Below are 11456 nucleotides of genomic sequence, written 5' to 3' on the forward strand. Positions count from 1 at the left end.
TATGGGGCTGCATCAATACAGGAGACGTTATGCAGGAATTAATTGCTCAGGTTGAAGAGTTAGGCATTGAAATTAATCACACCACCTCTTTAGTGATTATCTTTGGTATTATTTTTCTTACCGCCATCATCGTTCATTTTATTCTTCACAAAGTGGTGCTTCGCGCATTCGAAAAACGCGCGCAGGCCAGCAGCCATTTGTGGCTGCAGATCATTACCCAGAATAAATTATTTCACCGTCTGGCCTTCACGCTTCAGGGGATAATCGTCAACGTCCAGGCGGTACTGTGGCTGCAAAAGGGCAGCGAAGCGGCGGAAATTCTCACTACCTGCGCAAAGCTGTGGGTGATGGTGTATGCCCTGCTCTCCTTCTTCTCGCTGCTGGACGTGATTTTCAATCTGTCGCAGAAAATGGCCACTGCATCACAGCTGCCGCTAAAAGGGATCTTCCAGGGCATCAAATTGGTGAGCGCCATCCTGGTGGGGATATTGATTATTTCCCTGCTGATCGGCCAGTCCCCGGCGATTCTGATAAGCGGTCTGGGCGCCATGGCCGCCGTGCTAATGCTGGTGTTTAAAGACCCGATACTGGGACTTGTGGCGGGAATTCAGCTTTCCGCCAACGACATGCTCAAGCTCGGCGACTGGCTGGAGATGCCGAAATACGGTGCCAACGGCACGGTGACGGACATCGGTCTGACCACCGTTAAAGTACGCAACTTCGATAATACGATTACGACCATTCCGACGTGGGCCCTGGTCTCCGACGCCTTTATCAACTGGAGCGGCATGTCGGCCTCCGGCGGGCGACGCATTAAGCGCAGCCTGAATATTGATACCACCAGCATTCATTTTCTCGACGAGCAGGAGCAGCAAAAACTCATTCAGGCAAAGCTGCTGAAGCCCTATCTGGCCGCGCGACATGAGGAAATTAACCTGTGGAATCAGAAGAACGGTGAAGGGGAATCGGTATTAAACCTGCGTAAGATGACCAATATTGGTACCTTCCGCGCCTACCTGAATGAATATCTGCGCAACCATCCGCGTATTCGCAAAGATATGACGCTGATGGTGCGCCAGCTAGCGCCTGATGCGAATGGTTTGCCGATTGAAATATATGCCTTCACCAACACGGTGGTCTGGGCAGAATATGAGGAGATTCAGGCCGACATCTTCGACCATATTTTCGCGGTGGTGGATGAATTTGGGCTGCGTATTCACCAGTCCCCGACCGGGAACGATATTCGCTCCCTGGCGGGCGTTATCGCCAATTAATTCGTTTGTAGGCCCGGTAAGCGAAGCGCCACCGGGCGTGAAGGCAGGTGCGGTCTGGTGTAGTGCGCTCACCTCGGCCCTCTCCCGCAGGGAGAGGGCGCAAACCGCGTTACTTTTTGCGCGAGAGCTTAAAGGCAATAAACAGGAACACCACCCACACCGGCAGCAGCATCGCCGAAAGGCGCATCTCATCCATGGTGCACATCAGCACCAGAATCAGCCCCAGGAATGCGATACAGATGTAGTTCCCCGCAGGATAAAGCAGCGCTTTGAACTGCGTCTCGCGTCCCTTGCGGCGCATCGCGGCGCGAAAGCGCAGGTGCGCCAGGCAAATCATGATCCAGTTCAGCAGCAGCGTGGCGACAACCAGCGCCATCAGCAGGCCAAAGGCCTCTTTCGGCAGCAGATAGTTAATCAGCACCACCAGCGAGGTGATAGCACCAGAAAGGAATAGCGAATTCACCGGCACGCCGCGACGGCTGACGCGGGTGAGGAACTTCGGCGCGTTGCCCTGCACGGAGAGGCCAAACAGCATGCGGCTGTTGGAGTAAACGCCGCTGTTATAGACCGACAGAGACGCCACCAGAATGACGAAGTTCAGCGCCGAGGCCACCAGGTTGCTGTTCATGTCATGGAAAATCATCACGAACGGACTGCTGTCGGACTTCACTTCCACCCACGGATAGAGCGCCAGCAGCACCACCAGCGAGCCGATGTAGAACAGCAGAATCCGGTACACCACCTGGTTGACCGCTTTTGGAATGCTTTTATGCGGGTCGCGCGCTTCCGCGGCGGTAATGCCGATCAGCTCTAGTCCACCGAAGGAGAACATGATCACTGCCAGGGAGAGGATCAGCCCTTTCCAGCCGGTCGCCAGGAAGCCGCCGTGCTGCCACAGGTTGTCGATAGTGGCCCGCTCGCCGCCGTGGCCTGAGAACAGCAGCCACAGGCCAAAGCCGATCATCCCGATAATCGCCAGCACCTTGATCAGCGCAAACCAGAACTCGGTTTCGCCATACAGGCGCACGTTGACGAGGTTAACGGCGTTAATAATGATGAAGAAGGCCGCCGCCCAGATCCACGTCGGAACATCCGGCAGCCAGTACTGCATGTAAATGCCTGCGGCGGTCAGCTCCGCCATCCCCACCAGCACGAACATTACCCAGTAGTTCCAGCCGGAGAGGAAGCCTGCAAACGGGCCCCAGTATTTATAAGCAAAGTGCGCGAAGGAGCCTGAAACCGGCTCTTCAACAACCATCTCGCCGAGCTGGCGCATGATCAGGAAGGCGATAATCCCGGCGATACCGTAACCCAGCAGAACCGCCGGGCCAGCCATCTGAATAGCGGGGCCGATGCCGAGAAACAGCCCGGTACCGATCGCGCCGCCAAGGGCAATTAACTGAATATGTCGATTTTGCAAACCACGTTGCAGCGTCGGATTCTGATCCGACGAGGCTTCAGCGCTACCATGGCCTGAAGCGGATGACGCGTCTTTCACGTCCTACCCCTGTCTCTTTTTTAGAAGGGGCACGTTTTAACACTTCATGCTGGAGGTAGCAAGGGATTGGGGCATCCCTGCCCCGGATAACGAGATGGAACGCTTAAAACGCGTAGCCAACCGAAACCTTAAAGGTGCGCGGTTCGCCCTGCGTAATATAGGTACCGGAGTCGTCCACGCTGGCCCAGTAGTTTTCATTGGTCACGTTGTCGATGCCCGCACGAACCGTCATCTGGTTTTCATTGTGGTTTACCGCGAAGCGATAGCGCATTCCCAGATCCAGCGTGGTGTAGCTGTCCAGCTTTTTGGTGTTTGCCAGGTCAGCGTACTGCGCGCCGGAGTGGTTCACGCGGGCGGTGGCGGTCAGGCCTTCAACCGGCTTGATGTCGTACTCTGCGCCCAGCACGGCATAAAAGTTCGGAATACCGATCGCATCGTTGCCCTGATTCACACCATTTTTGGTTTTGGTCAGCTCGGCCTGCAGCCAGGTGGCGCTGGCGTTAAGTCGCATCCCCAGCGCGGGCTCGCCGAAGACGTTCAGCTCCACGCCACGGTTTCGCTGCTCGGCGTCCAGGCCGTAGTGGCCGCTGTCGTCTAGGATCGCCGACGGCATTTTGATTTCGAATAGCGCAAGCGATCCGCCCACGCGACCGAAGTCCGCCTTCACGCCCACTTCGTTCTGCTTAGAGTGAACGATACCGGTGCTCTGGCCGTAGTTGGTGGCGGTGTTAGGTGCAGTTTTGCCCGGCTGCAGCGCTTCGGTGTGGTTAGCATAGAGGGAGATTGCCTCCCACGGCTTGTAGACCACGCCGTAGGTGGGCATCCAGCGGCTGCCGTCGAAACCGTCCGCCGCGTTTTCCGCACCGGTGACTTTGTTATACCCGCGAACGACCACCTTCTGATGGCGCGCGCCGGCGGTGAACAGCAGCTTGTCGTCCAGCACGCCCAGCGTATCGCTCAGCAGCCAGCCCTGGGTACGGGTGCGCCCGCTGGTCAGCGGATCGCTGTACTTCCCGCCAGAGCCGTTGAAGTTGGTGCTGTCCGGCATATCGACGCCGGTATTGTGATAGATGTTGGTGGTCGGGTTATCCTTCGCCGCCGACATTTTCCACGCGATTTTTTCGTTCCTGGTCATCGCCGAATAGCCGACGTTGACCTTGTGCGAGACGAAGCCCGTAGTGAAGTTACCGCGAACGCCCGCCATGCCGCTGACGGAATCGCTGATGCGGTTGGTATCAAGACGGCTGACCGTTGCCTTGCCGCTTTTATCCATCAGCTTCGGCGCGCTGTAGATGCCTTCCTCGTGCGCGTGCTGCGCGCCCAGACCGGTATAGGCGGTCCATCCGTCGGTTATGTCGTACTCGCTGCGCCACATTCCAAATTCGTTTTCGATGTTGCTGTAGGCCCACTTCTGCGAGAAGTTGCGATCGTTTTTCGGCGGCTCGGGTACGAAATCCACCCCTGAAATATTGACGCTGGTCGGGCTGCCGTGGAAGGTTTTCTTCTGATAGCCGAGATCCAGCGAGGTGCGGAAGCGATCGCCCGTGTAATCGAGACCGGTTGAGAGCAGCGTGGTGCGGCGGCGGTCATTCGGTATGCCGGTTTCCCCTTCGCGATGGACCAGGTTCACCCGCGCGCCAAACTGGTCGCTGTCGCCGTAGCGACGGCCCGCATCGAGCGTGGTGCCAATCTGGGAATCAGAGGTGTAGTCCACGCCGACTTTCGCCTGCGGGAGTTCGCCCGCGTGTTTTGGCTCAAGGTTGATCATCCCGCCCACGCCGGAGCTTGCCGCGCCGTTCATCAGCGAGTTGGCCCCTTTGAAGATCTCGATGCGGTCAACCATCTGGGTATCCACTACCTGGCGCGGCAGCACGCCGGACAGGCCGCCAAAGGTCATGTCGTCGCCGTCGAACTTCAGGCCGCGGATGCGGTAGGTCTCCGCGCTGTTGCCGTATCCCTGAACGAACTGCACGCCCGCGTCGTTCGCGACGACATCGGCAATGGTTTTCGCCTGCTGATCTTCCACCAGCTTCGAGGTGTAGCTGATGATGTTGAACGGCACGTCCATGGCGTTTTGCTGGCCCAGCATCCCCATGCGCCCGCCGTTCGCCACCTGTCCGTCAAGGAAGGCCGGTACCAGCTGGTCGCCGCCGGGTTTGAAATCGCTGGCTGGTGCAGCCTGGACAACGAGGGTGTCCTCTTTTTGATCGTCCGCCGCGATGGCGGAATGTGCCGCCGCGCCAACGGCGAGCGCCAGCAGCGTTTTGTGCATGATGGTGTTGTTCATCGTTAACTCATTTTAAAGTGCGCGCAAAAATGACCCGTTGTCGGGCCTTAGAATATGTTGAATGCAATGCAAATGAGAACTATACGCATTATCTATGAGTTAGCAAGTGTAACCGCGTTCATGAGGAGATTTGGCGAGAAAAGAGGGGGAACGGCCACCCCGTTTCGGGGGTGGCTGCAAAGATATTATTTTTTCTTGTAGATATTGGCCGTACCGTGAATTTTATTGTTGGTGTTACCTGACGTGAGCACCAGGACATCCGCGCCTTTCTTATCGGCTTTCTCAATCAGTTCTTTTTTTGCATCATCAACCGATACTTCATTCGAGGTGTTTACCGTACCGATTTTTTTATATTGAGATGCAACTTTCTTGAATTCGCTTTTAGTGAGCAGCTGTGCAGCAAAAGCATTGGTTGTAAACAGTAACGCCGTTCCCAACAAAATAGCAGTCGTCTTTTTCATAACCTTTTTCCTTGAGATTAATCAGCAACTACGAAAAACCTCACGCACTGTGGTGAGGTTTTATGAGCATGGTAGAGAATCTCAGGAATTGCCATACGTTCGAGAAAAATCTTTTATAACAACCCGTTGCATGAAATTACTAACGAATATTAAGAATATTCGAATACCCGCGCGGTGCCAGCAATATCAATGCGTACCGCCGTGCCCGGGGACCATCCTGGCTGGCTTACGGTCTTCAGAATCACGGGCTGCTGCTGTCCGGCCAATCCCAGGGTGAGCGTCGACAGCTGGCCGGTGAAATCCACATCAAGAATCGAGATCGGGCTTTCATGCGCTGCACATGCCGTCACGCGTAATTGTTCAGGGCGCATCATTACCCTGCCCTCTCCTGTCGCATACGCGTTGTCCGTCGGCACTTCGCCCAGCGCGCACACCGCATACCCGGCAGCGAGCCGAGCAGGCAGGATCACGGCATCGCCAAGGAACAGCGCCGTCTCTTCGTCAACGGGACGGGTGTAGACGTCATAAGGCGTCCCGACCTGTGTGAAGCGTCCGGAGCGCATCACGGCAACCTGCGTGGCAAAGGACAACGCTTCGTTCTGATCGTGGGTGACCAGAATAGAGGCCACGCCCGCTTCGGCCAGCAGATCGGCCGTTGCCTTACGCGTCATGGCGCGCAGGCCGGTATCCAGCGCCGAGAACGGTTCATCCAGCAGCATCAGGGAAGGACGCTGGGCCAGCGCGCGGGCAAGCGCCACGCGCTGCTGCTGTCCGCCGGAAATCTCGTGGGGCCAGTGCGTCGCGAGCTGCCTGTCCAGAGAAACCATCTCCATCAGCGCCTCAACGCGCTGGCGCTTCTCGTGGCGGGTGCCGTCCAGCCCCCAGGCGATGTTGTCTGCCACATTGAGGTGCGGGAACAGCGCGCCCTCCTGAGGCACGAAACCGATCCGGCGCAGGTGGGCGGGAACAAAACTGTTTTCATCAAACAGCGCTCTCCCCTGCATGACAATGCGCCCGGTGTCAGGCGTTTCGAACCCGGCAAGAATACGCAGCAGCGTGGTTTTCCCCGACCCGGACGGCCCGACAATCGCCGTCCTGCTCCCCGGCGCCACGCTCAGGTTTAAGCTGTCGAGCACCTGCACCTCAGAAAACGATTTAGAAATGGCGGTTAATTCAAGCATGTCATAGCCCTGCAATTTTTTTCGACTGCATATAGAGAATGGCGGTCAGCGGAAGTGAAATCAGGATCATCAGCATCGCGTAAGGCGCGGCGGCAACATAGTCAATTTCACTGGTCAGCGCCCAGAATCCGGTGGAGAGCGTGCGCGTGCCCAGCGGAGAGAGCAGCAGCGTGGCGGTCAACTCGTTGCTGACGCCGAGGAAAACCAGCGCGGCCCCCGCCGCCGCACCCGGCGCGGCCAGCCGCATCGTGACGCTCCAGAGCGCCTTCGCGGGCGTGCTGCCCAGGCTGCGCGCCACATTTTCCAGCTCAACCGGCGCCTGCGCAATCCCCGCCCGCAGGTTGATGAGCGCGCGGGGCATAAACATCAGCAGGTAGGCAAGGAACAGGGTAATTTCCGTCTGGTAAATGGGACGGGCGTAATGAATGGTGACGGTGACCAGCGCCAGCGCCGTGACGATGCCCGGCAGCGAACTGGTGATATAGATGCACCCTTCCAGCATCCGGAAGATGCGGTGCGGATAGCGAATACCCAGCCACGCGATGGGGATCACGCTCGCGGTCGTCAGAAGCGCACCGCCCACGCCGAGCATAAGCGTCTGGCGCAGCGAATGCCAGAGATCGGCACTCATCCAGTTTTGCACGCCGCCGAGCCAAATCCAGCGACACAGGACAATTAACGGCACGCCCAGCGCCAGAACGATCAGCACGATGAAAAACAGCTGGCCCAGCGCGGCGGCCGCAGGCTTCAGCGGCCAGCGTTTCTGCTCGCGCGCGGCCCCGGCGCCAATGCGCGCGTAGCGTGCTTTTCCCCGCGTCACGCCTTCCAGCATCAGGATAGCCAGACAGCACAAGGCCAGCACGCCCGCCAGCATGTTCGCCGCCGGGCCGCTGAAGGTAGACTGGAACTGGTCATAAATTGCCGTGGTGAAGGTATCAAAACGGATCATCACGTACAGGCCGTATTCCGCCAGCAGGTGCAGCGCCACCAGCAGCGCGCCGCCGCAGATAGCCAGCTTGAGCTGGGGCAGCACCACGCGGAAAAAGACCCGCCACGGCGGCGTGCCCAGCGAAGCGGCGACATCTTCAAGCGTCGGGTCAAGACGACGCAGCACCGCCGCAACCGGCATATAGATAAACGGATAATAGGCAAGAACGGAGAGGAACACGCCCGCGGAGAGCCCGTGCATGGACGGGACAGCGCTCACCCAGGCATAGCTTTGCACAAACGCGGGGATCGCCAGCGGGGCGACCGCCAGTGCGGACCAGATCCCTCGCCCGGCAAGCTGCGTGCGCTCCGTGAGCCAGGCGATTGCCACGCCCGTCACGATACACAGCGGAACCGCTAAAGCCGTCAGCCACAGCGTGTTGCTGAGCAGTTCAGCCACGCGCGGGCGAAACACCAGCGCCTTAATGGTTTCCCAGCCGGTCTCAATGCCAATGGCAATGATAAAACCCAAAGGCAGAAGCGCCATTAATGAAAACAACACAGCTAACGCAACCATCGGCAGTGCAGGACGCCTGCGGGCAGGCTCCTGCACTCTGTTTTTTCCGATGTCGAGACTCAGACCAGACATAAGACGTTCACTTCACTCTCAGGATCACAGCAGACCGGCTTGCGTCATCAGCTCGATAACTTTTTTACTGTTGAGCGTTGAAGGTTCAACTTTCGGCGCATCAAGATCTTTCAGCGGGACCAGTTTCGGGTTTGAGGCCGCGTTCACGCCCACTGCATATTCAAAGGCGTTGTTGGTACGCAGGCTTTCCTGACCTTCTTTACCGGTAATGTATTTGATGAAGGCCTGCGCCTGCGCTTTGTGCTTGCTGGATGCCAGCACGCCGCCGCCGGAGAGGCTCACAAACGCGCCCGGATCCTGGTGTTTGAAGTAGTAGAGCTGGGTGTTTTTGCTGTTTTCACCGGTTTTGGACTGATCGACAAAACGGTAGTAGTGATAAATCACGCCGCCATCAATCTGACCGGCATTGACCGCTTTCATCACGGTGCTGTTGCCTTTATAGGCAACGAAGTTGGCTTTCATCGCCTTGAGCCATTCCAGCGTGGCCTTCTCGCCTTTCAGCGCCAGCATGGCGCTCACGATGGCCTGGAAATCCGCGCCTGACGGTGATGCCGCCCAGCGCCCTTTCCACTCGGGCTTTGCCAGATCCATCAGCGATTTAGGCAGCTGCTGTTCGTTCAGTTTTTCCGGGTTATACACAAACACCGTGCTGCGGGCGGCGATGCCGATCCAGCGGCCGTGCGCCGGACGATATTCTGCCGGTACCTGCTTCAGGGTGTCTGCATCCAGCGGCGCAAACAGGTTTGCATTATCCACCAGCACCATTGACGGTGAGTTTTCCGTCAGGAACACGTCGGCCGGCGACGCGCTGCCTTCCTGAACCAGCTGGTTACCCAGCTCGCTGTCATCGCCGTTACGCAGAGTGACCTTAATGCCGGTTTCTTTAGTAAAACCGTCAACCCACGACTTCACCAGGTTTTCGTGCTGCGCGTTATAAACAACGATACCTTCGTTGTTATCGGCAGCAACCGATTGTGTAGAAAGGAAAAGTGATGAAGACAACAAGGCAAGCGAGAAGCAGGACAGCAGGCGAGAATTCATGAACATATCCTTAATAGACCAACGGGATTAACGACTCATAGCTTTGTGGGACAGGATTAAAGCATACAACAACGCTAATGATAATTAGTATCAATCCAGTTTAGGCGTAAAAGTGTAAAATTTCTTTTTAGCAGATTTTAGAATGATAAAAATCCAAATTTTAATGAGAGATATTTTTTAGATTAAGAAAACCTTAAGCCTGCCTACAATGAAATTCATTAGCCTTCTATTCATTATGACGCGAAGGTAAATCTGTTTTTCACGCGCCCGGCAAATATAAAAAGCCCCGATATTGCGGGGCTTTTATGCTTATCCGGATGTCGCTAAATTTATAAGGCGACTAATTTAAAAAGCATCACATAGCCGCATGAGGGGCATATATAGGATAGGTGAAGAACAATAAATGCACGCAGTTCAGCCCAAAATGGAATAACGTTGCAACCCAGAGCCTGCCGCTCCACATCCACGCCAGGCCGTAAATAATGCCGGAGAGGCCGGCAAAAATAATCAGCAGTAAACCGCCGCTATAATGCATCAGCCCAAAGATGACTGAGGCAATCAATAGCGCGGCAACAGGATGAATAATCCGGGACAAGCGTTGCTGCAGGTAGCCTCTGAACAAGGCTTCCTCGGCCAAAGAGACGAAGAAAATATTCGCAAGGGCAAATTGAGCGAACCATTCTGGCGCATGCGGCTCAACTCTAAGTCCGCCCAACGCAACAGCCAGAAGTAACAGCGCGGGTATCGCAAGAACCAATATTCCCCAGCCGACCTTGCCAGCTTGATAGAGGGGCTTTGCTACGAATAACGTTGGCATGCACGTAATTAAAAAGAAAGGCACCACTGCCTTGTCCATATTAAAGTACATACTGAACGGTATGCTTTGCGGACCAACGACGACAGCATCCAGCACTTTGGGGTTATGGAAGCCCGGGATCACATGCAAAACCAGGGCAACGGCGATGACCACGCACAGGCCTTCGACCAGATAGGTATATTTATTATTTTTATTACGTAGCCATTCAACAGCAGACCAGCCAACAACGATTGATGCAATAACCAGCAGCGCCGGGGCGTCAAGAATGCTCTGTTTCCAGCCGAGAAATGCCGTTAATCCCAGCATCAGATAAGCCAGGCTTCTATTAAGGGAGAGTGCGGCAAGCGAAGCTGCGAGTAGATACCACATAAATGTCCTTCATGACCGATAAATTTTAGGGTCGATATCCCAAATATGTCCCACAACGAAAATCAGGAGGATGAGAAAGAGGCGTAACTCTATGAAATGAAATGGCCCTGTAGGATTGAAACAAACCACACAACCAAATGTTTTTAAATAGAAAAACAAGTTAAACACATGAGATATACCCCCATTTATACCCCCAAATGAAAACGAGCAAAACTAAACCGGAAACATTCGCACTTTCAGTAGAGTGAATCCTATCCAACCAACGTCATTTACGCTGACGTGGAATGGCAGTTTTTTGCCGCTCAACCCAAGCATCTACTTCAAACCGATTATACATTATCGGACTGTTATCCTTAGGCTGGCAATCGCCTGAATAGTGTCGATACTCCCTTCCTTCCATCCATGATTTTTCCCTTGCAGATCTGATAGCGTTCTTTGTGAGGCCCGTGATCGCCATCAGTAAAGACTCTGTAACCCATTTATTAGGCTCTATTCGAACTGTTTGATATTCCATAACCCACACACAATTTTTAACGGTGAGGATAGCAGTTGAACATATATTTGATGGACCTGAAAGAGGTTTGCCGCACTGTTGGGTTCCAAAAAACGGCTATTTACAAGTGGAAGAACGTGGGTGAGTTCCCAAACTCTATCAAGATAGGTTGTTCCGTAAGGTGGGTATCAACAGAAGTAGAAGCATGGATCACTGATAAAGTTCGATCATATAGGGAGGATAAGTAGCGGTAAAGTTAATTTTTGACTTCGGACATTTTCAACAAATCCATGACTAAAGGAAATATATGCATGATGCCAAAAGCTCGCACTTGAATCGCCACGGATAATCTAGACACTTCCGAGCCGTTGATAATATTGATTTTCATATTCCGTCGGAGGCATCTGAGCACTCGAACCATGCCGACGCTTACTGTTATAAAACATTTCGATGTAATCA

11 protein-coding genes are annotated in these 11456 nt (G+C 54.9%); 2 read left to right on the plus strand and 9 right to left on the minus strand.

Features of this window, described 5'->3' with window-relative positions; all coding sequences use genetic code 11:
- The first annotated feature begins 29 nt into the window (after positions 1 to 29).
- Positions 30 to 1274 (plus strand): mechanosensitive ion channel family protein, encoded by a 1245-nt coding sequence (locus P346_RS00190; RefSeq protein ID WP_032662934.1) that lies wholly within the window; start codon positions 30 to 32, stop codon positions 1272 to 1274.
- Between the two features lie 109 nt (positions 1275 to 1383).
- Here P346_RS00190 and pheP read toward each other — a convergent pair whose 3' ends face one another.
- The 8 genes from pheP to xisR form a co-directional block, all read right to left on the minus strand.
- The gene (gene pheP, locus P346_RS00185; protein WP_032662935.1) at positions 1384 to 2772 is read right to left on the minus strand and encodes a phenylalanine transporter; all 1389 of its coding nucleotides are present in this window, start codon (positions 2770 to 2772) and stop codon (positions 1384 to 1386) included.
- Positions 2773 to 2875: 103 nt separating this feature from the next.
- Positions 2876 to 5059 (minus strand): TonB-dependent receptor, encoded by a 2184-nt coding sequence (locus tag P346_RS00180; RefSeq protein WP_032662936.1) that lies wholly within the window; start codon positions 5057 to 5059, stop codon positions 2876 to 2878.
- 185 nt (positions 5060 to 5244) lie between these two features.
- Positions 5245 to 5520, minus strand: coding sequence for a DUF1471 family periplasmic protein YahO (yahO, locus tag P346_RS00175; protein WP_023310654.1), 276 nt, complete (start codon positions 5518 to 5520; stop codon positions 5245 to 5247).
- Between the two features lie 149 nt (positions 5521 to 5669).
- Positions 5670 to 6701, minus strand: coding sequence for an ABC transporter ATP-binding protein (locus P346_RS00170; protein WP_032662938.1), 1032 nt, complete (start codon positions 6699 to 6701; stop codon positions 5670 to 5672).
- 1 nt (position 6702) lies between these two features.
- Entirely contained in the window at positions 6703 to 8277 is a 1575-nt protein-coding gene (locus tag P346_RS00165; protein ID WP_032662940.1) for an ABC transporter permease, read from the minus strand.
- Positions 8278 to 8301: 24 nt separating this feature from the next.
- A complete protein-coding gene (locus tag P346_RS00160; RefSeq protein ID WP_029741061.1) occupies positions 8302 to 9318 on the minus strand; it encodes an iron ABC transporter substrate-binding protein in 1017 nt (338 codons plus the stop codon).
- A gap of 355 nt (positions 9319 to 9673) precedes the next feature.
- On the minus strand, positions 9674 to 10504 hold the full coding sequence (locus P346_RS00155) for a CPBP family intramembrane glutamic endopeptidase (RefSeq protein ID WP_032662942.1): 831 nt from the start codon (positions 10502 to 10504) through the stop codon (positions 9674 to 9676).
- Positions 10505 to 10769: 265 nt separating this feature from the next.
- Positions 10770 to 11018: an excisionase family protein gene (gene xisR / locus P346_RS0122080; RefSeq protein ID WP_032662944.1), complete on the minus strand. Its 249-nt coding sequence runs from the start codon at positions 11016 to 11018 to the stop codon at positions 10770 to 10772.
- A gap of 50 nt (positions 11019 to 11068) precedes the next feature.
- On the opposite strand from xisR, the gene P346_RS22880 reads away from it, so the two are divergent.
- A complete protein-coding gene (locus P346_RS22880; protein WP_193743821.1) occupies positions 11069 to 11245 on the plus strand; it encodes a helix-turn-helix transcriptional regulator in 177 nt (58 codons plus the stop codon).
- Positions 11246 to 11347: 102 nt separating this feature from the next.
- Here the strand turns inward: P346_RS22880 and P346_RS23400 are convergent.
- On the minus strand, positions 11348 to 11456 hold a 109-nt coding region (locus P346_RS23400; RefSeq protein WP_152537848.1), incomplete at its 5' end, for an IS3 family transposase.

Source organism: Enterobacter sp. DC1 (genome assembly GCF_000568075.1).
Classification (GTDB): domain Bacteria; phylum Pseudomonadota; class Gammaproteobacteria; order Enterobacterales; family Enterobacteriaceae; genus Enterobacter; species Enterobacter asburiae.

Coding starts and splice junctions, on each gene's coding strand:
- P346_RS00190 (WP_032662934.1), top strand. CDS start 30: ATGCAGGAATTAATTGCTCAGGTTGAAGAGTTAGGCATTGAAATTAAT.
- xisR (WP_032662944.1), bottom strand. CDS start 11,018: ATGGAATATCAAACAGTTCGAATAGAGCCTAATAAATGGGTTACAGAG.
- P346_RS00155 (WP_032662942.1), bottom strand. CDS start 10,504: ATGTGGTATCTACTCGCAGCTTCGCTTGCCGCACTCTCCCTTAATAGA.
- P346_RS00180 (WP_032662936.1), bottom strand. CDS start 5,059: ATGAACAACACCATCATGCACAAAACGCTGCTGGCGCTCGCCGTTGGC.
- P346_RS22880 (WP_193743821.1), top strand. CDS start 11,069: ATGGACCTGAAAGAGGTTTGCCGCACTGTTGGGTTCCAAAAAACGGCT.
- P346_RS00165 (WP_032662940.1), bottom strand. CDS start 8,277: ATGTCTGGTCTGAGTCTCGACATCGGAAAAAACAGAGTGCAGGAGCCT.
- P346_RS00170 (WP_032662938.1), bottom strand. CDS start 6,701: ATGCTTGAATTAACCGCCATTTCTAAATCGTTTTCTGAGGTGCAGGTG.
- yahO (WP_023310654.1), bottom strand. CDS start 5,520: ATGAAAAAGACGACTGCTATTTTGTTGGGAACGGCGTTACTGTTTACA.
- P346_RS00160 (WP_029741061.1), bottom strand. CDS start 9,318: ATGAATTCTCGCCTGCTGTCCTGCTTCTCGCTTGCCTTGTTGTCTTCA.